Here is a 23,366-nt window from a genome sequence, read left to right on the forward strand (position 1 = left end):
GGCGACCGACCGGAAGCCGCCCGGCTACCGATTCAGCTCTTCGACCAGTGAGTTCACCACCGCGACCAGATCACCATTGGACGCCGCGGCCACCTTGCGCTGGCGCTGGTAGGAGGCGCCGCGCACGGGAATCTCGGCCACCGAGGCCAGTTCGTCCGCACAACCGAGCAGCTTCGCCGTCGGCTCCAGCCGATTCAAGACCTCGGCGAGGTCATCGGTGACCAATCGCTCATTGCTGTCGGCGTCAACGATGACGATGGCGTCGAGCCCGTATCGCGCTGCGCGCCACTTGTTCTCCTGCACATGCCACGGCGGCAGCGTCGGCAGCTGTTCGCCGTTCTCCACCCGGCGGTCCAGATCGACGATCAGACAGTGGATCAGCGCGGCGATGGCCGCGAGCTCCTCGCGCGTGGAGGTGCCGTCGCAGACCCGCACCTCGATCGTGCCCCATTTGGGCGCCGGCCGGATATCCCAGTGCATCCCGCCGAGCTGTTCGAACACACCGGTCTTCAACTGGTCGTGCACGAAATGTTCGAACTGGGTCCAGTTCTCGAACTGGAACGGCAGACCCGCGGTGGGCAACTGCTGGAACATCAGCGTCCGGTTGCTCGCGTACCCGGTGTCGGCGCCGGCCCACATGGGCGAGGACGCCGACAGCGCCAACAGGTGCGGATACATCAGCAGCAGGGAATTGATGATCGGCAGCACCTTGTCCCGGTGTGAGACGCCGACGTGCACGTGCACGCCCCAGATCATCATCTGGCGACCCCACCACTGCGTGCGCTCGATCAGCTCGTCGTAGTGCTCGGAGCGGGTCAACTGCTGGGCCGACCACTGCGCGAACGGGTGGGTGCCCGCGCAGAACAGGTCGACGCCCAGCGGATCGGCCGCACGGCGCACCGTGTTCATGGTGCCGTGCAGATCCTCCACCGCCGCGCCGACGGTCTCGTGCACCCCGGTGACGATCTCGACGGTATTACGCAGCAACTCCTTGGTGACCTGCGGTTTGCCATCCCAGCTTCGCAGGTCGCCGACCGCGTCGAAGACCTCGGCCGCGGTATTGGACAGATCGCGCGTCACCTTGTCGACGAGCGCGATCTCCCATTCGATACCTATGGTCGGCCGGGGCGAACCTTCGAACGGAACGTGCTCGATCTGTGCCCCGGCCATGAATCACCTTCGTCTAAGCGATGACGCCGCAGGCTACCCGGCCTCCGGCGTCACCGGTGGCCAGCGTGGTGTCGTCGGGACCGGCCACACCGTCGGCGCGCGAGTAACGGTTGGGAATGTTGCCGAAGTTGTCGGCGTCGGCGTGGATGATCAGCGCCTTGCCCTTCAGGTCGTTCAGGGTGACGGCGTCGGTGGTGGTGACCAGCGTGCCGGAGCCGTCGTTGCGGACCTCGAGCGAGGTGAGGTCACCGCTGGCCGGATGCGCGTTGGCGCTGCCGACCTGGAGGTGCCCGCCCGCGGACAGGAAATCGCCCGGGGTGCCGCCGGTCGGCGCCGCCGAATTGGCCTCGCACTTGCCTATCTGGTGGATGTGTAGACCGTGGAATCCGGGACGCAGTCCGTTCGCGTCGACCTGGACCTGTAAATGGTTGCCGACCGCGGTGATGGTGGCGGTGGCGACGGACTTGCCCGAGGGGTCCTTCAGATCGACCTTCGCACCCGGATTCGTCGAGTCGCTGCCGTGCTTGGGGCCGAACTCGCCCGACGGCGGGGCGGCCGCACCGGTCCACACCGGCGGCGTCGTGCCCTTGACGTCACTGGACTCCTGACTGTTGGAGCATGCGGCGAGGCCGAGGACCGCGACCGCAAGCACCGGGGTCACAGTCCACCAGGACGGGCGACGAGTTGTGGACGGGGCCATCGGAGAACTCCTTTACGAGTACCGAGTTTACGGGCAAAGCCGAGCGGACGCGTTCGTTACCGGACAGATGATGCCACGCCCGTCGGGCCGCTCGGTGACAGGGCGGTGTGGCCCACGGCACCACGGCGCGCGGCGCATCGGGAGATCAGCCGCCCGCCAGGATCACGACCACACCGGTCGCGGCGTCGCCCGGACCGCCGGACTTGGGTTCGGCCGTCGCGCCGATCTGCTGCGCGATTTCCATGGCCGCTTCCCGTTCACCCGGCGAATCCCCGTAGAACACGGTGGTTTTCGCGATGGTGCCGCCCGCGTAGTTGCCGGAGGACACATTCGTCCAACCCTGGCCCTGCAACTGGTCCGCGGTGCGCGCGGCCAGACCGGCGACCAGGCTGTTGTTCAGAACCCGCACCGGCACCGCGCGATTCACCGCGGGCGCGGTCGGCGGGGGCGGCGCAACGGTGGTGGTGGTCGGGGCGGTGGTGGTGACCGCTTCGGTGGCGGTGGCGCCCGCACCGGTCCGCTGCGCTGTCGCCGTTGGCGCGGCCGCCGTGGTCGTGCTCGACGCGGGCGCGGCGGTCTCGGAGTCGGCGTCCGAATTCGACAACGACATCGCACCGAGTCCGGCGAACACGATGGCCAGCGCGATCAACACCATCGCCAGGGCCCGCAGTGGCGGTCCGCCGGAGGTGGGATTGGGGTAGCTCACAGCGTCGACCCTAGTCCCCCACCGGCCCGCCCCGCCCGCGTCACGCCGGGAATCCGGGTCATACCTGGAATCCGAGGCGACGGGCGGCCCTTGCCTTCTGCCTGCTGGCCCGCAATCTGCGCAGCCGCTTGACCAGCATGGGGTCGGCGGCCAGCGCCTCCGGCCGGTCGACCAGCGCGTTGAGGACCTGGTAGTAGCGGGTCGGGGACATGCCGAACTTCTCCCGAATGGCCTCTTCCTTGGCGCCCGCGTACTTCCACCACTGCCGCTCGAAGGCCAGGATCTCGAGTTCGCGGCGACTCAGGCCGCTCTCGTCCCCTTCGACCGGAGTCGCGGACCCGGTCGGCGAATCCTCGTTCGCGGAAGGGCCGCCCTGGATCGCGGAATAGTTCCGTGCCGCTGCGCCGTCCATCTCGCTCCCTCGCCGAGTAACCACCTGACGAAAATGATGCCTGTACGTCGCGAATCATTGAACCACGCGACCCGGTGGACTCCCGGCCGCGCCAGCGGCGTGTTGTTTACCGGAGGGTAACGGCGTGTCACCGGCCGGTCAGCACGCGGGAGCACCCGCGGGCGCACCCAGTACCCTTACCCTTCATGGCAATACTCCCCATCGTGATCGTCGGCGATCCGGTACTGCACAATCCGACGCGGCAGGTCGACAAGTCCCCGGAGGAATTGGCCGAGCTCATCGCGGATATGTACGAGACGCTGGATGCGGCGCACGGGGTCGGTCTTGCCGCCAATCAGGTCGGCGTGGGGCTGCGGTTGTTCGTCTACGACTGCCCTGACGTGGGCGAGGACGGCACGGCGACCAGGCGCCGGGGCGCGGTGGTCAATCCGGTGCTCGAGACCTCGACGATACCCGAGACCATGCCCGATCCCGACGAGGACGACGAGGGCTGTCTGTCGGTTCCCGGTGAGCAGTTCCCCACCGGCCGGGCCGACTGGGCGCGGGTCACCGGCACCGACGAGAACGGTGAACCCGTCACCATCGAGGGCAAGGGCTTCTTCGCGCGCATGTTGCAGCACGAGGTCGGCCACCTGGACGGATTCCTCTACGTGGATGTGCTGATCGGCCGCCACGCGCGCGCGGCGAAGAAGGCGATCAAGCGCAACGGCTGGGGCGTCCCGGGATTGAGCTGGCTGCCCGGCGCCGTACCCGACCCGTTCGGCCATGACGACTGATTCGACCGAACCCGTGGAATCGCCGCGCGACATCCCACTCGGCCGCCGCGTGGTCATGCGCTACCGACGCCCGGAGGGGCAGCACCCCCCGCTGACCGACGTGATCGGCGAGCTGGTCTCCCTCGACCCGCCGACGGTGCTCGGTGGCGACGGTCAGGCGGTCGCGGTGCCGCCCGACCGGGTGGTGGCTTTGAAAGCATTGGGGCCGAGGCCGATTCGCACCGGGGAGATCCGGGCCCTGGAGGCCGCGGCGGCCTACGGCTGGCCCGGTATCGAGCACGCCTGGATCGACGGCTGGCTGGCGCGCGCGGGTTACGGCTACACCGACCGGGCGAATTCGGCTCTGCCGCTGGGCGATTCCGAGACACCGGTGCCGCCGGGTGCGATTACGGAGCAGACCTTGGCACGCCTGCGCGAGTGGTACGCGGTGCGGCGGCTGCCGCTGCGTCTGGCGCTGCCCGATCGACTCGCCAAGGCGCCCGCGGGGTGGCGGACCCGCAAGGAGACCGTGGTGCTCGGCATAGATATCGAGAATTTCGTTCTGCCGCAGGGTCCGCCGATGGTCCGCGTCTTCCCGGCCCCGACCGACGCCTGGCTGGACCTGTACCACCGCAAGGGCGAGGCCGAGCAGACCACCATCGACCTGCCGCCGGTGCCGGAGGTGCTGACCGCCGTCCACGACGGTGAACTCGGATTCGCCGCGTTGGGCGTCCCGCAGCCGATCGCGGTCGCGCGCGGCGCGTTGACCACCGCCCCCGACGGCCGCCGCTGGATCGGTCTGAGCTGTGTGGCGGTGTCGAGCGAACACCGCAGGCACGGACTCGGCGCGCTGGTATGCGCGGAGACACTGCGCTGGGGCCGCGACCGCGGCGCGACCCACGCCTACGCCCAGGTCGACGCGGACAACGAGGGCGCGCTCGCCCTGTACCGCGACCTCGGATTCGTCGAGCACCATCACTACCGCTACACCGAACCTCCGCCGGAGGCGTGAGCGCCGAAGCGTAGAAAAGAAGATATCGACCGTGGACAAGAGGAAGGCATGTCGTGCGCTTGGCGACCTGGAACGTCAATTCGATCCGCTCCCGTATCGACCGGGTGGCGCAGTTCCTCGACCGCCACGATATCGACGTCCTCGCCATGCAGGAGACCAAATGCCGTGACGACCAGTTCCCGTACGAGCGCTTCGACGAACTCGGCTACGAGGTGGCCCATCTCGGAGTGAACCAGTGGAACGGCGTCGCCATCGCCTCCCGCATCGGTCTGACCGACGTCGAGTACGCCTTTCCTGCCCAACCCGGTTTCGACAAGGACGCGGCCGAATCACTCATCAGCACACCGGTGGTCGAGTCGCGCGCGCTCGGCGCCACTTGCGGCGGGGTGCGGGTGTGGAGTCTGTACGTGCCCAACGGCCGCGCGCTCGATGATCCGCACTACATCTACAAACTGGAATGGCTCGCCGCGCTGCGTGACGTCGGTGCGCGCTGGCTGGCCGAACAGCCGACGGCCCGAATCGCATTGGTCGGCGACTGGAATATCGCGCCGACCGACGACGACGTGTGGTCGGTGCGGTTCTTCGAGGGCAGGACGCACACCTCCGCTACCGAACGCGCCGCCTTCGAAGCCATCGTCGAGGCCGGATTCGCCGATGTCATGCGGCCTTTCGCGCCGGGCCCCGGGGTGTACACCTATTGGGATTACACCCAACTGCGCTTCCCCCGCAAGGAGGGAATGCGGATCGACTTCATATTGGCCTCACCGGAATTGGCGGCGCGGGCCGAGGACGCGATGGTGGACCGGGACGAACGCAAGGGCAAGGGCGCCAGCGATCACGCGCCGGTCATCGCCGAATTCGCCGACTAGCGAGCGCATTCCGTGATGGGGCCGGGTCCGGTCGCGTCATTCGAAATCGTAGGAGTAATCGTCGGCGGCCATATCGGCCCAGTTCGGCCGGGCCGCGGGGATGCGCCGAGCGAATTCGTCCAGCAGGTCGCGGCGGTCGGGATCGTTGTCGTACGGATTGCGCGGATACCACGACGGCCAGTGGTCGTAGGCGCGTTCGATCCCGACCTCCCCGTCGGCGACGGTGAAGCGGATGAACAGCCAGCGCCCCTGTTCACCGGCTTCGACATCGCGCAGCCTGCGCAGTCCGGTGGGGATCTTGCGGGCATTGCGCGGTCTGCCGACGCCGATGCCCCGGCCCACCCGGAAAGCGAAGTCGACATAACCGAAATCGCGGTGCAGCATTTCGATCCGCGCCACGATATCGGCGAGTTCCGGGGTGTCCGGTGGGCTCCGGCGCGGTATGTCGGACGCCGCCGACATGGCGTCGACCAGCTGACGGCGGTGTTCGGCCGAGGTCATGCGGCGGCGCGGTCGGGGACCGGTCGCGGGCGCGGGCAGCGGATCGACCACCGGCGCCGTATCGGCCATGACCCCGCCGCGGGCCAGATAGTCGAGCACCGCCCCGGACAGTCCGGCGTCGAGTCCGCCGAGCAGTTCCGGTTTCACCGTGCCCGCCTCGGCCGCGGTGAACAGGGCAACCACCTCCTCGTGTGTGACATCCGGCAGCGATTCGGCGAAGACGGTCACCAGCTGTTCGGCCTCGAGCAGCGGATACATGGCCACCGAGGTCTCGTAGTCGACCCGCAGCGGGTCAAGTCGCTCGGCATGGCGCCAGCGGCCGTCCCACCAGCGCACGAAGTCGATCTCCTCGCGCAGCACGAGGGGTACGAGTTCGGCGACCGGCGCCCACGGCGGCGCGCCCGCCAGCAGATCCTGCGGTCGGTCCGGGGGGAGATACGTCTCGTCGCGACCGCGCCCGAACACCACCGCCTTGCCGTCCTCATAGCGCACGAGGGTGAACCAGTTGTCCTGGTAGCCCATATCGAATGTCACACGGCCACCGGTCAACTCACCTAGTTGCCCGGAACCCTCCGGATCCTGCACGACCTGGACGACAAGAGTGCGCCCCCACAGAACATCCGGCGCAGGCAACTCGGATTGCATGCCCCACAACCTAATCCCCGCCCCGTCTCCGCGCGGCACAGCCGCGGGATCGTGCCCGTCACCCCCGAATGCCGTCCGCGGACGCACACCACGCGACCTGCGAATATCCGGGTAGGCGCTGCGGTAACGCTGATATCGTGATCGATATGGGCATCGAGCGGGCCGCGCGGACCAAGGTCCGGGCGCAGCATCTCGGACCCCAGCGCCGCAGGCCGCAGGTACTCGACACCGCCCTCGCCATCGCCGTGGAAAACGGTATCGCCGCGGTCACCATCGCCGCCGTGGCCGAGCGCATGCAGGTCACCAGGCCGGTGGTGTACGCGTGTTTCGCCGACCGGGTGGCATTGATCCGCGAGCTCATCCGGCGCGAAGAGGGACATCTGGTCAGCGGACTGCTCGAGGCGACCCCGCCGCGCCGGGTCGACGCGGGCGAGACCGTCTTCGTCGAGGGTTTCCGCACGCTGCTGGAGATCGCGGGCACGCGACCCGATTCGTGGCGGCTGCTGTACGGCAATCCCGATCCGGCGGTTGCGGATTCGTTCGGACGCGGCCGCGCCCTCGCCGTGCAGCGCTGCACCGAACTACTGCGCCCGACCCTGCGCGCCTGGGGCACCGAGGACGCCGAGCGCAAACTGCCGGTGCTGGTCGAGCTGTGGGTGTCGGCCGGTGAGGGCGCGGTGCGGACGCTGTTGGAGGGCGACGGCGAATGGGACGCCGACGATCTCGGCGCGTTCGTCGGTTCGGCCGTGTACCGGGCGCTGCGGGCCGCCTGAGAATTGTCGGCGACAGATTTCCGGCGGATCACCGTTTCGTCGCGGCAATGCGTGACGCCTACAACCACGCCTGATCAGGGGGTCCGCCGGGGACGGGTATGGTCGGTCGGGACATCTGCATATCGCCAACGGGGGCTCGCACCAGCGGGCTGAGAGGACGGCTAGCTCCACGGAGCGGATCAGGGCCGTCGACCGTATGAACCTGACCGGGTAATGCCGGCGTAGGGAGGATCACTCAATGACGACCGCATCCGTCACCACCGGCCCCATCGAGGGCAGCGTCAAACACTATCGCCAGGTCGACGACCTGCGCATACCAGTGCGGCGCATCCATCTCACCAACGGTGCGCACTTCGACGTGCACGACACCTCCGGGCCGTACACCGACGACACCGCGACCATCGACCTCGAGGCGGGGCTGCCGCGCCTGCGCGACGGTTGGACCCGCCCGCCGGTCGACGGCCCCGCCACCCAGCTGACCTGGGCGCGCGCCGGTGTGGTCACCCCGGAGATGCGCTTCGTCGCCGCGCGCGAGGGCGTCGACGCCGAACTGGTGCGCGCGGAGGTCGCCGCGGGTCGCGCGGTGATCCCCGCGAACCGGAAGCACCCGGAACTCGAGCCGACGGTCATCGGCAAGAAATTCCTGGTCAAGATCAATGCCAATATCGGCAATTCGGCCGTCACCTCCTCCATCGCCGAGGAGGTGGAGAAGATGGTGTGGGCCACCCGTTGGGGCGCCGACACCATCATGGACCTGTCCACCGGCAAGAACATCCACGAGACCCGCGAGTGGATACTGCGCAATTCGCCCGTCCCGGTCGGCACCGTGCCCATCTACCAGGCACTAGAGAAGGTCGGCGGCGACCCGACGGCGCTCACCTGGGAGATCTACCGCGACACCGTCATCGAGCAGTGCGAGCAGGGTGTGGACTACATGACCGTGCACGCGGGCGTGCTGCTGCGGTATGTGCCGCTTACCGCCAAGCGGGTCACCGGAATCGTCTCGCGCGGCGGTTCCATCATGGCCGCGTGGTGTCTGGCCCACCACCGGGAGTCGTTCCTGTACACCAATTTCGCCGAACTCTGCGATATCCTCGCCGCCTACGACGTCACCTTCTCCCTCGGTGACGGCCTGCGGCCGGGGTCCATCGCCGACGCCAACGACGAGGCCCAGTTCGCCGAACTGCGCACGCTCGGCGAATTGACCAGGATCGCGAAATCCCGTGGCGTGCAGGTGATGATCGAAGGCCCCGGGCACGTGCCCATGCACAAGATCGTGGAGAACGTCCGGCTCGAGGAGGAACTGTGCGAGGAGGCGCCGTTCTACACCCTCGGCCCGCTCGCCACCGATATCGCACCGGCCTACGACCACATCACCTCGGCCATCGGTGCGGCCATGATCGCGCAGGCGGGCACCGCAATGCTCTGCTACGTGACGCCCAAGGAACATCTCGGGCTGCCCGACCGTGACGACGTGAAGGTCGGCGTCATCACCTACAAGATCGCCGCGCACGCCGCCGATCTCGCCAAGGGCCACCCGCACGCCCAGGCCCGTGACGACGAATTGTCCAAGGCCCGTTTCGAATTCCGCTGGCGCGATCAGTTCGCCCTTTCGCTGGATCCCGACACCGCCCGGGAGTACCACGACGAGACCCTGCCCGCCGAACCCGCCAAGACCGCGCACTTCTGTTCCATGTGCGGTCCGAAGTTCTGCTCCATGCGCATCTCCGCGGATGTCCGCGCCTACGCCGAACGCGAGGGTCTCACCGACGCCGAGGCGATCGACGCGGGCATGGCGCGCAAGTCCGCCGAATTCGCCGACGCGGGCAACAAGGTGTACCTTCCGGTCGTCTCGTGACCCGCGCGTCGCTAGTGGCCGCCGGTGATGCGGAAACCCTTGGGTACCAACAGCACCGCGACCACGGCGACGGTGGCGACGAGAGCGGCGCTTATGTAGGCGGTGACGGTCAGGGCGGAATCGAAGGCGTGCGTCATGGCCGCCAGAAGTCGGTCGCCGGCCGGTGCGGAAAGGGTGTCGGCCACCTCGGCCGCACCGCCCACCGAACCTCGGGCCTGCTCGGCGTCGGGTCCGGTCAGGGGCAGGTCGGTCATGTGGTCGGTGAAGATCCGGGCGTGAACGCTTCCGAGGAAGGCCACGCCGAGGCCGATGCCGAGTTCGTAGGTGGTCTCGGAGACCGCGCCCGCCTGGCCGGCACGGTCGGGCGGTACCGCGGAGACGAGTATCGCGGCGGCGGCGGTGATAGCTAGCCCGTCGCCGAGACCGAAGGTGGCCAGGACCAGGGCGATGACCGGGTAGGAGGTCGGCTCGGGGCTCAGCGCCAGGCCCAGGAAGCCGACGGCCGACGCGCCGAGGCCGATGGCCAGCACCGCGCGCACGCCCAGGTGCTGCATGAGCCACGGGGTGCTGAGGGAGGCGAGGAGCAGGGTCAGGGCCGAGGGCAGCATGCGCAGACCCGCCTGCGACGGCGAATAACCGTGGATGTATTGCAGCCACAGCGAGATCAGGAACAGCGCCGCGCCGATGGCGAGCATGGCCAGCAGGGTCGCCAGCGCGGCGGCGGAGAACGCGCCGTTGCGGAACAGACGCACGTCGAGCAGCGGATCGGCGGCGGCGAGCTGGCGGCGCACGAACCAGGCCAGCGCCAGCAGTCCGATCACGAGGATGAGCACATCGACTCCGGCGGCCTCGCCCTTGGCGAGATGTTTGACGCCCCACGCCAGGCCGACGATACCGGCGATCGACAGACATGCGGCCCACCAGTCGAGCGAGCCCTCTTGCGGAGCCAGGTATTCCGGCAGTACCGCGAGCCCGACCGCGACGGTGAGCACGACGACGGGCACATTGAGCCAGAAGGCCGAGGCCCAGCCGAAATGCTCCACCAGATAGCCGCCGACGACGGGACCGATGGTCGCGCCCGCACCGGCCACAGCGGCCCAGATGCCGATGGCGAGGGTGCGTTCGCGCACGTCGGTGAAGATGGCGCGGATCAGTGACAGGGTGGACGGCATCACCATCGCGCCGCCGACGGCGAGCAGCACCCGGCCGAGTATGAGCTGCCACGCGCCCTGCGCGGTCGCCGCGACCACCGAGGCGATGCCGAAAAGGACGAATCCGGTCAGGAACAGTAGTTTGCGCCCGACCCGGTCGCCGACCGCGCCGGTGGTGATGAGCAGACCACCGAGCACCAGACCGTAGATGTCGATGATCCAGAGCTGTTGCAGCGGCCCCAGTCGCAGATCCTCGATCAGCGACGGCAGGGCGACATTGAGAATGGTGGCGTCCATGGCCACCAGCAGCAGGCTGGCGCACAGCACCGCGAGCATCACCCAGCGCATCCCGCCGCGTCGTCGCGGCGGCGCCTCCGAGGTCATGACGCTCCTCCCTGAGCGGACCACCGCCCCGGTATCCACCACGCCAGAGCGAACTTCAGGTTACCGCACCGGCCCCACCGAATGTTCTGCTCGACGAGCCCGCGCGGTGCGATGGACGTCGTCGCGCGGACTACCCGCCCACTCCTTCGGCTTCGGCGGGATGATGTCGACCCCGCCTTCGGTCGGGCCCGACGAATTCACCCTCCCCCGGACGGCCTCCGTCTAGCAGAATCGTTAACCGACCGAACAACCGCCGACCGGCAGCGCCGCCGGTCCGAGGGACGGACGACGATCGTGAGCGACGCCTTCTACCTACCCGACCCGGAGCATCCGCACCGCTATCTATCCACCGAACTCACCCGCGGACCCTGGTCGCCCGACGCGCAGCACGCGGGTCCGCCCTCGGCGCTGCTCGGCCACGCCATCGAACGGTGCGAACCGCGCGAGGGTTTCCAGGTCGGGCGGGTGGCGGTGGAGATCCTCGGCCCGGTGCCGCTGGAACCGCTGACCGTCGAGGCCAGGGTGGTGCGGCCCGGCCGCAGTGTCGAACTGATCCAGGCGACCCTGTCCACCGATCGCGGCCCGGTGATGAGCGCCAACGCCTGGCGTTTCAAACTCGCGGAGACGAAACTCGACCTACCCGAGACGATTCTGCCCACCGGCGCGCGCCCCGGCCCCGAATACGCGACCGTGCCCGCGCCGTTCCCCTCGAACCAACCCGTCGGCTTCCACAGCGCCATCGAATACCGTTTCGTGACAGGCTCTTTCACCGATCCCGGCCCGGCGATCTGCTGGATTCGGCTCAAATATCCCATCGTCGCGGGCACCACCCCGAGCCCGCTGGAACGCACGTTGGCCGCCGCCGATTCGGGCAATGGCGTGAGCGCGGTGCTGGATTGGGACAAGTACCTGTTCATCAATACCGACCTGACGGTGACCCTGCACCGGCAGCCGGCCGGGGAATGGGTCTGCCTCGACGCGGTCACCTACCCCCAGCCGCACGGCATCGGACTGGCCGAATCGGTGCTGTTCGACGAGCGCGGCCCGCTGGGCCGCAGTATCCAAACCCTCCTGGTCGGGGTGCGCTGACCTGCCGTTCTCGCGTATGCGGGCGAGACGCGTGAGCATGTTCGCGCGCTCGCGGCGCTGTTGTACTGGATTCACACCGGTTCACCAGCACCGCATACGGGGAGCAACATCATGAGAATCACGGTTTTCGGGGCCACCGGCACCGTCGGGAAACTCGTCGTGGAACGAGCGCTCGAGCAGGGCCACGAGGTGACGGCCTTCACCCGCCACGCCTCCTCGTTCGCGCAACCGCGCGAACGGCTGCGCGTGGTCCGGGGCGATGTGCTCGACGCCGCGGCGGTCGAAGGCGCGATCGCGGGTCGCGACGCCGTCGTCGTGACCCTCGGCGACGGCCGCCGCGGCCGGGTTCGCTTCGCGGGGACCGACACGATCGTGCGGGCCATGCGCCGCACGGGCGTGCGGCGCCTGATCTGTCAGAGCACGCTCGGCGTGGGCGAGAGCCGGGCCAATCTGAATTTCGTGTGGAAGTACGTCATGTTCGGCATCTTGCTGCGCAAGGCGTACGAAGATCATGTGCGGCAAGAGGATTGCGTGCGGGCCAGTGAGCTGGACTGGACCATCGTACGGCCGAGCGCCTTCACCGACGGCCCGCCCACCGGCGCGTTCCGTCGCGATATCCCCGGCGACGCGACGGGTCTCGGTCTGAAGATCGCCCGCGCCGATGTCGCGGACTTCCTGCTCGAACAGCTCACCGATCCGACCTACGTGCGCCGCGCGCCCGGTATCTCGAATTGAGCGCGACCGCGAGCCCCGCGCTCGGCACCCCACGCCGGGAAGGATCGGGTCCGGCGGGAGAGCACGGTGACGGTGATCGGCCGTTCGTAGCGGACGAGATCGAAATTAAGGATAACGGTTGTCATTAGCAATGTCTCGGTGGGGTACTTCGACCCCGCGACCGGACATCCGGGCAGCACCGTAGGGTCGAACCGTGAAGCTGTTGCCGATACCCGTCGAAGGACAGACCCCGGTCCGTGTCCTGACCATCGCGGGCACCGATTCCGGGGGTGGCGCCGGAATCCAGGCCGATACCAGGACCATGGCACTGTGCGGTGTGCACGCGCTCGTCGCGGTCGCCGCGGTGACGGTGCAGAATTCGGTGGGGGTGAGCGGATTCCACGAGATCCCGCCGCGGATCGTCGCCGATCAGGTCCGCTCGGTCGCCGGGGATATCGGCATCGGCGCGGCCAAGACCGGGATGCTCGCCTCCACCGCCATCATCGAATCGGTCGCCGAGGTCTGCCGTGAGGTCGGCATCGGCCGGGACGGTTCGGTCCCGCTCGTGGTCGACCCGGTGGCGGCCTCCATGCACGGCGACCCGCTGCTGCACGAGGAAGCGCTGGACGCGGTGCGGCACACCCTGATTCCGCTCGCGACCATCGTTACCCCCAACCTCGACGAGGTCAGGCTGATCACGGGCGTCGAGGTCACCGACGACGCGAGCGCCCGCCGCGCCGCCGAGGCGCTGCACGCGCTCGGGCCGCGCTGGGCCATCGTCAAGGGCGGCCATCTGCGCTCCTCGAAATACAGCACCGACCTGCTCTTCGACGGCGAGACCTTCCTCGAGTACACCGCCGCGCGCATCGAGACCGGCAATGACCACGGCGGCGGCGACACCCTCGCCGCGGCCATCGCCTGCGCACTGGCCCACGGCTATTCGGTCCCCGACGCGGTCGAATTCGCCAAGGAATGGACGCGGCGCTGCCTCGCCGCCGCCTACGACCTCGGCAAGGGCCACGGTCCGGTGTCGCCGCTGTGGCGACTGCACGAGGTTTGAGGCGAGTTCACTCGGGCCGGAAGGCCAGGTGCAGCGGCCGGTCGGTATCCACGACCAAGCCGTTCAACCGTGCGTTCGCCTCGGTGAGCGCGGTGATGATCTCGGCCAGGTACGCGATGAACTTCTCCACCGGCATGGTGGACTCGCGCAACCGGTTGACGCCGAGCCACCAGTCCGTCGCCGAGGCCACCGCGCCGAAGATGGAGTAGTTGACCAGTTCGACGCTGCCGACGTCCAGCGAATCGTCCTCGACGAGTCCGGCGAACAGTTCCGCGGCGCGGCGGGCGGATTGGCGCGCGGTGTGCAGCGCGCGTTCGGATTCGTCGGTCTGCTGGGTGAAATGGCTGTGCAGCATGAACCGGAACACGTTCGGATGTTCGGTCACCACGACCACGTATTCGGCCGCGCCGCGCCGAATGAGTTCGCGCGCGGGATCGTTGGTCAGATCGATACACGACGTGACCCGCTCCCACAGCAGATCGCGCACCCGGTCCACGATCGCGTTGTATAGATCGGTCTTGTCCTCGAAATGCCGGTAGAGCTTGGGTTTGGCGGCGCCCGCCTCCTTGGCGATATCGCCCATGCTCACATCGGGACCGAAGGTGTCGAGCGCGCGGAACGCGGCGTCGACGAATTCGTCGCGCACCTTGCGCCGATGCTCGCGCCACCGTTCGGTGCGGGCGTCGACGCGCTTCGCGGGCGCCTCGTCCAGTTTTCGGCCGCGTTGCTTCACGGTCCGACGGTACCAACCGGCGCGGGTGCGGCCGCCGGCGTCGGTTGCCGAAACGGCAAGAAAACTGGCGGTCCCGACGGGATCGCCGCCACCATTGCCGCATGACCGACACCCACGCGGCCGAATCCGGCGCGACACCCGACGCCAAGGAATTCTGGGAGAGCTTCTATCTCGAACGCGACCAGATCTGGACCGGCGCCCCCAATCCACTGCTGGTCCGCGAAGCCGCGGACCTGCCCTCCGGCGCCGCGCTCGATCTGGGCTGCGGGGAGGGCGCCGACGCGATCTGGCTGGCCGCGCGCGGCTGGCAGGTCACCGCCGTCGACATCTCGGCCACCGCCCTCGGCCGAACCGCCGCGCACGCGGAACAGGCGGGCGTGCGCGACCGGGTGCGCCTCGCCGAGCACGACCTGCGGCACAGCTTCCCCGACGGTGAATTCGATCTGGTCTCGGCGCAGTTCTTCCATTCCCCGGTCGCCGAGGCCGACGAACGGTCCGGGGTGCTGCGCCGGGCCGCCGCCGCGGTCGCGCCCGGCGGCGTGCTGCTCATCGCCGGACACGCGGGCTGGCCATCCTTCGTCGACGAGCCGCCGCACGAGCACGTGCACTTTCCCACCCTCGATGAAGTGCTCACCGATCTGGCGCTGCCGACCGACAGGTGGACGGTGGAGACATCCGAGGTGGTCGAACGCGAGGTGACCTGGCCGGACGGGCGCAGCGGCGTGCGCGCCGACAATATCCTGCGCCTGCGCCGCACCGTGTGAACGCCTGAGTCACAGCAACCTCACAGCGGAGATCCAGCCCGGCTGTAGCGCGGCTGTCGATGGTGGTCTCATGACCGAAACCGCGACCGCCGCGTACCGGGCGGAACCGAACGAAGCGGTGATCACGCCCGTGCTCGACGTCGTGATTCCCGTCTACAACGAGGAGGCCGACCTCGGGATCTGCGTGCGCCGCCTGCACGCCTACCTGAGCGAGGGCTTCCCCTTCCCGGCACGCATCACCATCGCCGACAATGCCAGCACCGACGAAACCATGCGGGTCGCGCGGATGCTCGCCGACGAACTCGACGACGTGCGCGTCGTGCATCTCGACGCCAAGGGCCGCGGCCGGGCGCTTCGCACCGTGTGGGAGCGCTCCGACGCGCAGATCGTCGCCTATATGGACGTCGACCTGTCCACCGATCTCAACGCGCTGCTGCCGCTGGTGGCCCCGCTGATCACCGGACATTCCGATGTGGCGATCGGCACCCGGCTCGACGCGTCCGCCCGGGTGGTACGCGGCCCGAAACGCGAATTCGTCTCGCGCTGCTACAACCTGATACTGCGCGCCTCGCTGCGCGCCGGATTCTCCGACGCCCAATGCGGTTTCAAGGCCATGCGCACCGATATCGCGCGGCGGCTGCTGCCGCTGGTCGAGGACGGCGAATGGTTCTTCGACACCGAACTGCTGGTCCTGGCCGAACGCGCCGGACTGCGCATCCACGAGGTGCCCGTCGACTGGATAGACGATCCCGACAGCACCGTCGACATCGTCGACACCGCGCGCAAGGATCTGCTCGGCGTGTGGCGTCTGCTGCGCGGACTCACCACCGGCGCGCTGCCGCTGGAGGAACTGCGCGCCGCGGTCGGACGGGAGCCGCTGGTGCCCGGGGTGCCGCTCGGCATGGTCGGGCAGGTCGCGCGCTTCGCCATCGTCGGCGTGTTCTCCACCCTCGCCTACGCCCTGCTCTACGTGCTGTTCCAGCCCGTCGCCGGGCCGCAGGTCGCGAATTTCGCGGCGCTGCTGCTGACCGCCATCGGCAATACCGCCGCAAACCGGGCCTTCACCTTCGGCGTGCGCGGGGCCGACAAAGCGGTCAGCCACCAGTTCCAGGGGTTGATACTGTTCGCGTTCGGACTCGCGGTGACCAGCGGGTCGCTGTTCGCGCTGCACCGCTTCGCCCCCGGCGCCTCGGTCCATCTCGAGCTGCTCGTGCTCGTGCTCGCCAACCTGGTCGCGACCGTGACCCGCTTCGTCGGATTGCGCTGGGTCTTCCGCGACACCGGACCGACCGGTGACCGCGCGCTCGCCGCACCGGAGTTCGACAACACGGGAAACCGCCGGTGACGACCACCTTCACCCCACCGGTCACCGCGTCCGTCCCCGACTCGGCCCCACGCCGCGTCACCCCGTGGGAGTATCCGGCACTCGCGGCCCTGCTGCTCGGCACCGGCATCGCCTACCTGTGCAACCTCAGCGCCAACGGCTGGGCCAACGCGTTCTACGCCGCCGCGGTGCAGGCCGGTTCGCGGTCGTGGAAGGCATTCTTCTTCGGGTCCTCGGACGCGGCGAACTCCATCACCGTGGACAAGCCGCCCGCCTCGCTGTGGCTGATGGAATTGTCGGTGCGGATATTCGGACTGAACAGTTGGAGCGTGCTCGTTCCCGAGGTACTGCTCGGGGTCGGCTCGGTCGCCCTGGTGTGGGCGTGTGTGCGCAAACCCTTCGGCCCCGCCGCGGGACTGCTCGCCGGACTCGTCCTCGCCGTCACCCCGGTGGCGGCGTTGATGTTCCGCTTCGACAACCCCGACGCCCTGCTGGTGTTCCTGATGGTGGCCGCCGCGTGGGCGATGACCAACGCGGTGCGCGATGGCCGCACCCGGTGGCTGGTGCTGACCGGCGTATTCATCGGATTCGGCTTCCTCGCCAAACAATTGCAGGTGCTGCTGGTGGTGCCCGCGCTGGCGCTGACCTATCTCGTCGCCGGACCGCCCGCCCTCGGCAAGCGGATCGCGCAACTGTTCGCGGCGGGCGCGGCCATGGTGGTCTCGGCGGGCTGGTGGCTGCTTGCCGTGGAATTGTGGCCCGCGGATTCGCGGCCGTGGATCGGTGGCTCGCACAACAATTCGATTCTGGAACTCACGTTCGGCTACAACGGACTCGGCCGCCTCGACGGCAATGAGCGCGGCAGTGTCGGCCCCGGCGGCGGCGATCTCCCCTCGGGCGGCAACGGCATGTGGGGCGGCACCGGCATCACGCGGCTGTTCCAGCCCGCGCAGGGCGGTCAGATCGCCTGGCTGATCCCGGCCGCGCTGATCGGACTCGTCGCGGGAATCCTATTGCGCGGCAGCGCTTCCCGCACCGATCAGCGACGCGCGGCACTGATCCTGTGGGGCGGCTGGATGATCGTGACCGGCCTGGTGTTCAGCTTCATGGCGGGCATCTTCCACTCGTACTACACGGTGGCGCTGGCCCCGGCGGTGGCCGCGCTGGTCGGCGCGACCGCTGTGCAGATGTGGCGCGAACGCCACCGACTTCGGGTGCGGTCGCTGCTCGCCCTTTCGGTAGGCCTGACCACCGCAACGGCGTGGATGCTGTTGTCGCGCAGCGCGAGTTTCCAGCCGGGGTTGCGCTGGACGGTGCTCGTCGTCGGCGTCGCGGCGACGACGGCCATGCTGTTGCCCACGCCGCGTCGTCTCGCGACCGTCGTCGCACTGGCCGCCGCCTTCGTCGGACTCGCCGGACCAGTCGCCTACTCCGTGGACACCATCGCCACCGCCCATCAGGGCGCGATGCCCTCCGCGGGGCCCAACGCGGGCGGTATGCGGGGACCGGGCGGGGGACGGTGGCGCGACGACGGCGGCATGAACGGTGCGATGGGACAGGCCCCCATGCCGATGGGGCAGGACGGCCGCAACTCCCGGGGCGACGGCGGTATGCCGATGCCGCCCGAGACGAACAGCGCGCCGAATCAGGGCTCAGGCGGTCCGGCCGCGGGTGCGATGCCCAATGGCGGCACGGCCGAGGGCGGACCCGCGATGGGCGACGGCGCGGGCGGACTGCTCGGCGCGAGTCACCCGAGCGATCGGATCGTGGCACTGCTGAAGGCGAATTCGGGCGACTTCACCTGGGTCGCGGCCGCGATCGGATCCAACAGCGCTGCGGGCTGTCAACTGGCGACACAACTGCCTGTCATGCCGGTAGGCGGCTTCAACGGCAGCGACCCCTCCCCCACGTTGGAGCAGTTCCAGAAGTACGTCTCCGAAGGCCGGATCCACTACTTCATCGGCGGCGGCAACGGTCCCGGAGGCCGCGGCGATGGCAACTCGACCAGTTCGGCCATCAGCACGTGGGTTCAGCAGAATTTCACGGCCACCGAGATCGACGGAATCACCCTCTACGACCTGACCACCCACTGACCTGGCACAGCCTCACCTCACACCGAGGTAGGCCCGTGCAGTGCGGCGTGCAACGTGGCCGCCCACTGGGCGACGATCTGCTTGCGGCGGGCCGAGTCGTCGGTCAGGAGGTCGGCGAGGCCGAGTCCGCGGGCCAGGTCAAGAGTGGCCTGGACCAGGTGATGGGCGACCGGGTCGCGATCGTCGACCCCCAGCGCCTCCACCGCGCGCCGATGCGAGGCACGGCCGAATTTGGCCTCCAACGGCACGATTCGCTCCCGTAGTGCCGGGTCGGCGGCCGCGTGGGTCCAGACCTGAAGGGCCGCCTTGAACAGCGAAGACGTGTACGACTCCACCAGACCTGCCACCACCGCCTCGGTGCGCGCCATGCCGTCGACCTGTTCCGACAGTGCCGCGGCCTCCTGTTTGGCCTGCTCGTTGCGGGTGTCGAACATGTACTCGAGTGCGGCGGTGATCAGATCCTCCCGTGTCGGGAAATGATGCTGGGCGGCGCCGCGCGACACACCGGCCCGTTCGGCGACCACGGCGACCGTCGCCGCGGCCCAGCCGGTTTCGGCCAGGCAGTCGATGGTCGCCTCCAACAGGCGCTGCCGGGTGGCGCGGCTACGGTCCTGTTTGGGTTCGTGGGGTGTCGCCATGACGGCTATCCCGCCCAGCTCGGCGCGCGACGCTCGAAGAAGGCCAGCATCCCCTCGCGCACCTCCGGTGTCCCGAAGAAGCTCGCCGAACGGTTGGCCAGTTCCTCCGCGGAACTGTCGAATCCGGCCAGCAATTCGGCGTTCACCAGGCGTTTGGCCTCGGCCAGACCTTGCGGTGAACCCTTGCGCAGCTCCGCGCACAGTCGCGCGACCTCGGCGGCCGGGTCCTCGGCGGTCACCGTCACCAGGCCGATGGCGCGGGCGGTCTCGGCGTCGAACCGCTCACCGGTCAGATAGTAGCGGCTCGCCGCGCGGGCGTCGAGGCGCGGCAGCAGAGTCAGCGATATCATGAACGGAGCCAAGCCGATTCGCACTTCGGTCAGCGCGAAGGAACTGCCCGGCCCGGCCACCACCAGGTCGCAGCCCGCGACGATACCCATGCCGCCCGCGCGGACATTGCCGTCGACCTGCGCGACAACGGGTTTGCCGATCTCCACCAGCCGCCGCAGCACCCCGATCATCGTCCTGGTGCGCTCGTCGGCGGCCACCGCGGGATCCACGTCACCGGCCTCGGCCAGATCGGCGCCGGCGCAGAAGGTATTTCCGGTGTGCGCCAAGACTATCGCGCGCACGGCCGGATCGGCGGCGGCCTCGTCCAGGCCGCGCAGCAATTCGGCGACCAGACGCGCGGACAGCGCGTTGCGGTTGTGCGGGGAATCGAGGGTGAGCGTGGCGACGCCGTCGCCCACCGCGTAGCGAACGTAGGGATCGGTCACGGAAACCTCCGGCTGCGCTGAAGCGGATGTCATCAGTACGACTTCGGCAGGCCGAGCGAATGCTGGGCGACGAAGTTGAGCACCATCTCCCGGCTGACCGGGGCGATGCGGGCGATACGCGCCGCGGCGAGCATGGTGGCCAGACCGTAGTCCTTGGTAAGGCCCGCGCCGCCATGGGTCTGGATGGCCTGGTCCAGCGCCTTGATACTGGCCTCGGCCGCAGCGTATTTCGCCATGTTGGCGGCCTCGGCCGCACCCATCTCGTCGCCCGCGTCGTAGAGTGCCGCGGCCTTCTGCATCATGAGCTTGGCGAGTTCGAGCTCGACCTTGACCTGCGCCAGCGGATGCGCGATGCCCTGGTGCGCGCCGATCGGCGTCTTCCAGACGGTGCGCTCCTTGGCGTACTCCACCGCGCGGTCGATGGCGTAGCGACCCATGCCGACCGCCATCGCCGCACCCATGATGCGTTCGGGATTCAACCCGGCGAACAACTGCATGAGCGCCGCGTCCTCCTTGCCGACCAACGCGGTCGACGGCAGACGGACGTCGTCGAGGAACAGGTTGAACTGATGGTCGGGTTCGATGATGTCCATCTCCTGCGCCACCTTGGTGAACCCGGGCGCGTCGGTGGGCACGATGAACAGGGCGGGCTTGAGTTTGCCGGTCTTGTGATCCTCGGTGCGGGCGACGATGAGCACGGCCTCGGCTTGGTCGACGCCGGAAATGAAGATCTTGCGGCCGTTGAGGATCCAGTCCTCGCCGTCGCGGCGCGCGGTGGTGGTGATCTGGTGCGAGTTCGAACCCGCGTCGGGTTCGGTGATGCCGAACACCATCTTGGCGCTGCCGTCGGCGAGTCTCGGCAGCCACCGCTGCTTCTGCTCGTCGGTGCCGTATCTGGTGATGATGGTGCCGCAGATGGCGGGGGAGACCACCATGAGCAGCAGACCCGCGCCGTGGGCGGCGAGTTCCTCCATGACAAGCGACAGTTCGTACATGCCCGCACCACCGCCGCCGAACTCCTCCGGCAGATTCACCCCGAGGAAGCCGAGTGCGCCCGCCTCGTCCCACAATTCGTCGAGCGGTTCGTTCTTGCGCGCCTTGTGCACGACGTAGTCGCGGTAGGTGTACTTGGCGGCCAGCGCGGACACCGCGGACCGCAGGGCCTTGCGCTCGTCGGATTCGATGAAACTCATACTAGGTTCTCCTGATTCGCGACCGACTCCGGTGCGCCGGACTCGGCGGATTCGGCGGGGTCGACTACCGCGAGCACGACTCCGATGTCGACCTGTTGGCCGACACTGACATTGAGGGCGCTGAGCACACCCGCGGCGGGCGCGGCGACGGTGTGCTCCATCTTCATGGCCTCCAGCCACAGGATCGGCTGACCGGCCTCGACCCGCGCGCCCACCTGCGCGCCGAGACGGATCACGCTGCCCGGCATGGGGGCAAGCAGCGATCCGGTCGCGAGGTGGTCGGCCGGATCGCTGAACCGCGGCAGCCTGCGCAGGCTCACCGGACCCAGCGGGGAGTCGACGCAGACGAGCTCGCCGTAGCGGGCGATCTCGAATTGTCTACGCACCGCCGCACGTTCGCCGGGCACCGTGAGCACGACCCGCTCCGGCTCCGCCGACAGCAGCGCGATGCCTTCGTGCCCGTCCACGACGACTCCGCCGCGGCGGTCGAAGCGATAACCGATCTCGTGCGTCCCGCCGATCCGGCTCTCGTAGGACTTGTGCTGCGGCTGCGAGGCCAGATTGCGCCAGCCGCTCGGCAGCCGGCCGCCGACCGTGGCCGACCGACGATTGGCGGCCGCGTCGGCCAGGGCCGCGGCCACGACGGACAGCGCCTCCTCGGCCGCGGAGACCAGCGGTGCGGCGAGCGTGTCGAGTCCGTGGGTGGTGAAGAAGGCGGTGTCGGTATCGCCCGCGAGGAAGGCGGGATGCCGCAGCACCCGCACCAGCAGGTCGCGATTGGTCACCAGGCCGTGGATACGAGCGCCGCGCAGTGCGTCGGCGAGCAATCGCGCTGCCTCGGAACGGGTCTCGGCGTAGGAGATGACCTTGGCCAACATCGGGTCGTAGTGCACGCCGACCACCGAACCGTCCACCACACCGGTGTCGAGGCGTACGCCGGGCCGCTCGAGCAGATCGAATTCCGTGCGCGCGGAAGGGATGTCGATGCGGTGCAGGGTGCCGCTCTGCGGCTGCCAGTCCGCGGCCGGGTCCTCGGCGTAGAGCCGGACCTCGATGGAATGCCCGCGCATGACCGGCGGCAGAGCGGGCAGCCGCGCCCCCGCCGCGATATCGAGTTGCAGACGCACCAGATCGAGACCGGTGGTGCATTCGGTGACCGGATGTTCCACCTGGAGACGGGTGTTCATCTCCAGGAAGAAGAATTCGCCCGCCTCGTCGGCGAGGAATTCCACGGTGCCCGCACCGGTGTATCCGATGGCCTCCGCGGCCAGCCGCGCCGCCTCGAACAGCCGCTCCCGCATCCCCGGGGTGCGCTGGACCAGCGGCGACGGCGCCTCCTCGACGACCTTCTGGTGGCGGCGTTGAATGGAGCATTCGCGTTCGCCCACCGCCCAGATGCCGCCGTGCGCGTCCGCCATGACCTGGACCTCGATATGACGGCCGGTCTCCAGGTAACGCTCGCAGAACACCGTGGGATCGCCGAAGGCCGATTGCGCCTCGCGCCGGGCCGCCTCCAGCTGCGGCGCGAGGTCGGCGAGATCGCGCACCACGCGCATGCCGCGTCCGCCGCCGCCAGCGGATGCCTTGACGAGCACCGGCAGCTGCGCCGCGGTGACCTCGTCAGGATCGAGTTCGGCCAGCACAGGCACGCCCGCGGCGTCCATCATCTTCTTGGCCGCCACCTTCGAGCCCATCTGCTCGATGGCCGCGACCGGCGGACCGACCCAGATCAGTCCGGCGTCGAGCACCGCGCGCGCGAATTCCGCGTTCTCCGAGAGAAATCCGTATCCGGGGTGCACGGCGTCCGCGCCCGCGGCCAGTGCCGCCTCGATGACGAGATCGCCGCGCAGATAGGTATCGGCGGGTGCGCTGCCCGGCAGCCGCACGGCCGCGTCGGCCTCGGCGACATGGGGTGAGTCGGCGTCGGAGTCGGAGTACACCGCCACGGTGCCGAGACCCATGCGACGGCAGGTGGCGAAGACCCGGCGGGCGATCTCACCGCGATTGGCGACAAGCACGCTGCTCAATGGCGTAGTCATCCTCGGC

Annotated in this window: 22 protein-coding genes and 1 riboswitch; of the genes, 11 read left to right on the forward strand and 11 right to left on the reverse strand. The window is 68.9% G+C overall.

All coding sequences use genetic code 11. The features are described from left to right. Positions 1-24: 24 nt before the first annotated feature. From APZ21_RS06615 to APZ21_RS06630, 4 genes are all read right to left on the reverse strand, one after another. Positions 25-1,170 (reverse strand): glutamate--cysteine ligase, encoded by a 1,146-nt coding sequence (locus APZ21_RS06615; protein WP_054812337.1) that lies wholly within the window; start codon positions 1,168-1,170, stop codon positions 25-27. A gap of 13 nt (positions 1,171-1,183) precedes the next feature. Continuing rightward, entirely contained in the window at positions 1,184-1,870 is a 687-nt protein-coding gene (sodC, locus tag APZ21_RS06620) for a superoxide dismutase[Cu-Zn] (protein WP_054812338.1), read from the reverse strand. Between the two features lie 145 nt (positions 1,871-2,015). Continuing rightward, positions 2,016-2,576 carry a LytR C-terminal domain-containing protein gene (locus tag APZ21_RS06625; RefSeq protein WP_054812339.1) on the reverse strand — a complete coding sequence of 187 codons (561 nt, stop codon included), beginning with the start codon at positions 2,574-2,576 and terminating at the stop codon, positions 2,016-2,018. A gap of 58 nt (positions 2,577-2,634) precedes the next feature. Continuing rightward, a complete protein-coding gene (locus APZ21_RS06630; protein WP_054812340.1) occupies positions 2,635-2,988 on the reverse strand; it encodes a DUF3263 domain-containing protein in 354 nt (117 codons plus the stop codon). A gap of 185 nt (positions 2,989-3,173) precedes the next feature. Here APZ21_RS06630 and APZ21_RS06635 point away from each other — a divergent pair, with 185 nt between their 5' ends. From APZ21_RS06635 to APZ21_RS06645, 3 genes are read left to right on the forward strand one after another with little or no spacing between them, the layout of a single operon-like run. Then, on the forward strand, positions 3,174-3,764 hold the full coding sequence (locus tag APZ21_RS06635) for a peptide deformylase (RefSeq protein WP_054812341.1): 591 nt from the start codon (positions 3,174-3,176) through the stop codon (positions 3,762-3,764). Further along, on the forward strand, positions 3,754-4,755 hold the full coding sequence (locus tag APZ21_RS06640) for an N-acetylglutamate synthase, CG3035 family (protein WP_054812342.1): 1,002 nt from the start codon (positions 3,754-3,756) through the stop codon (positions 4,753-4,755). Before APZ21_RS06635 ends, APZ21_RS06640 begins: the two co-directional genes overlap by 11 nt. A 53-nt stretch (positions 4,756-4,808) precedes the next feature. Continuing rightward, positions 4,809-5,624, forward strand: a complete 816-nt coding sequence (locus tag APZ21_RS06645; protein WP_054812343.1) for an exodeoxyribonuclease III — start codon at positions 4,809-4,811, stop codon at positions 5,622-5,624. Positions 5,625-5,660: 36 nt separating this feature from the next. On the opposite strand, the gene APZ21_RS06650 is transcribed toward APZ21_RS06645, so the two are convergent. Next, on the reverse strand, positions 5,661-6,770 hold the full coding sequence (locus tag APZ21_RS06650; RefSeq protein WP_156370781.1) for a hypothetical protein: 1,110 nt from the start codon (positions 6,768-6,770) through the stop codon (positions 5,661-5,663). 146 nt (positions 6,771-6,916) lie between these two features. Between APZ21_RS06650 and APZ21_RS06655 the strand changes: the two genes are divergently transcribed. Then, positions 6,917-7,543 carry a TetR/AcrR family transcriptional regulator gene (locus tag APZ21_RS06655; protein ID WP_054812425.1) on the forward strand — a complete coding sequence of 209 codons (627 nt, stop codon included), beginning with the start codon at positions 6,917-6,919 and terminating at the stop codon, positions 7,541-7,543. Between the two features lie 118 nt (positions 7,544-7,661). Next, positions 7,662-7,788: riboswitch (TPP riboswitch) on the forward strand. Beyond that, positions 7,782-9,401 (forward strand): phosphomethylpyrimidine synthase ThiC, encoded by a 1,620-nt coding sequence (thiC, locus tag APZ21_RS06660; RefSeq protein WP_054812345.1) that lies wholly within the window; start codon positions 7,782-7,784, stop codon positions 9,399-9,401. (Overlaps the previous riboswitch by 7 nt.) A gap of 11 nt (positions 9,402-9,412) precedes the next feature. Here the strand turns inward: thiC and APZ21_RS06665 are convergent, their stop codons facing one another. Continuing rightward, positions 9,413-10,936, reverse strand: a complete 1,524-nt coding sequence (locus APZ21_RS06665) for an MFS transporter (protein ID WP_054812346.1) — start codon at positions 10,934-10,936, stop codon at positions 9,413-9,415. A 294-nt stretch (positions 10,937-11,230) separates the two neighbouring features. On the opposite strand from APZ21_RS06665, the gene APZ21_RS06670 reads away from it, so the two are divergent. The 3 genes from APZ21_RS06670 to thiD all read left to right on the forward strand — a co-directional run bounded on the left by APZ21_RS06670 (position 11,231) and on the right by thiD (position 13,799). Further along, a complete protein-coding gene (locus APZ21_RS06670) occupies positions 11,231-12,025 on the forward strand; it encodes a thioesterase family protein (protein ID WP_054812347.1) in 795 nt (264 codons plus the stop codon). Between the two features lie 111 nt (positions 12,026-12,136). Continuing rightward, positions 12,137-12,760: an NAD(P)-dependent oxidoreductase gene (locus tag APZ21_RS06675; RefSeq protein ID WP_054812348.1), complete on the forward strand. Its 624-nt coding sequence runs from the start codon at positions 12,137-12,139 to the stop codon at positions 12,758-12,760. Positions 12,761-12,953: 193 nt separating this feature from the next. Next, complete coding sequence (gene thiD, locus APZ21_RS06680) at positions 12,954-13,799, forward strand: bifunctional hydroxymethylpyrimidine kinase/phosphomethylpyrimidine kinase (protein WP_054812349.1); 846 nt, start codon at positions 12,954-12,956, stop codon at positions 13,797-13,799. Positions 13,800-13,806: 7 nt separating this feature from the next. Here the strand turns inward: thiD and APZ21_RS06685 are convergent, their stop codons facing one another. Continuing rightward, the gene (locus APZ21_RS06685; RefSeq protein WP_054812350.1) at positions 13,807-14,532 is read right to left on the reverse strand and encodes a TetR/AcrR family transcriptional regulator; all 726 of its coding nucleotides are present in this window, start codon (positions 14,530-14,532) and stop codon (positions 13,807-13,809) included. Positions 14,533-14,633: 101 nt separating this feature from the next. Here APZ21_RS06685 and APZ21_RS06690 point away from each other — a divergent pair, with 101 nt between their 5' ends. From APZ21_RS06690 to APZ21_RS06700, 3 genes are all read left to right on the forward strand, one after another. Then, a complete protein-coding gene (locus APZ21_RS06690) occupies positions 14,634-15,296 on the forward strand; it encodes an SAM-dependent methyltransferase (protein WP_054812351.1) in 663 nt (220 codons plus the stop codon). A gap of 70 nt (positions 15,297-15,366) precedes the next feature. Continuing rightward, positions 15,367-16,641 (forward strand): bifunctional glycosyltransferase family 2/GtrA family protein, encoded by a 1,275-nt coding sequence (locus APZ21_RS06695; protein WP_054812352.1) that lies wholly within the window; start codon positions 15,367-15,369, stop codon positions 16,639-16,641. Continuing rightward, positions 16,638-18,713: an ArnT family glycosyltransferase gene (locus APZ21_RS06700; RefSeq protein WP_054812353.1), complete on the forward strand. Its 2,076-nt coding sequence runs from the start codon at positions 16,638-16,640 to the stop codon at positions 18,711-18,713. The genes APZ21_RS06695 and APZ21_RS06700 overlap by 4 nt, the downstream gene beginning before the upstream one ends. A 17-nt stretch (positions 18,714-18,730) precedes the next feature. On the opposite strand, the gene APZ21_RS06705 is transcribed toward APZ21_RS06700, so the two are convergent. From APZ21_RS06705 to APZ21_RS06720, 4 genes are read right to left on the reverse strand one after another with little or no spacing between them, the layout of a single operon-like run. Beyond that, entirely contained in the window at positions 18,731-19,351 is a 621-nt protein-coding gene (locus tag APZ21_RS06705; protein WP_054812354.1) for a TetR/AcrR family transcriptional regulator, read from the reverse strand. A 5-nt stretch (positions 19,352-19,356) separates the two neighbouring features. After that, positions 19,357-20,127, reverse strand: coding sequence for an enoyl-CoA hydratase family protein (locus tag APZ21_RS06710; RefSeq protein WP_054812426.1), 771 nt, complete (start codon positions 20,125-20,127; stop codon positions 19,357-19,359). Between the two features lie 32 nt (positions 20,128-20,159). After that, entirely contained in the window at positions 20,160-21,320 is a 1,161-nt protein-coding gene (locus APZ21_RS06715; RefSeq protein WP_054812355.1) for an acyl-CoA dehydrogenase family protein, read from the reverse strand. Beyond that, positions 21,317-23,359: an acetyl/propionyl/methylcrotonyl-CoA carboxylase subunit alpha gene (locus tag APZ21_RS06720; RefSeq protein WP_054812356.1), complete on the reverse strand. Its 2,043-nt coding sequence runs from the start codon at positions 23,357-23,359 to the stop codon at positions 21,317-21,319. Before APZ21_RS06720 ends, APZ21_RS06715 begins: the two co-directional genes overlap by 4 nt. Positions 23,360-23,366: the final 7 nt, after the last annotated feature.

This window comes from Nocardia arizonensis (assembly GCF_001310275.1).
Lineage (GTDB): Bacteria > Actinomycetota > Actinomycetes > Mycobacteriales > Mycobacteriaceae > Nocardia > Nocardia arizonensis.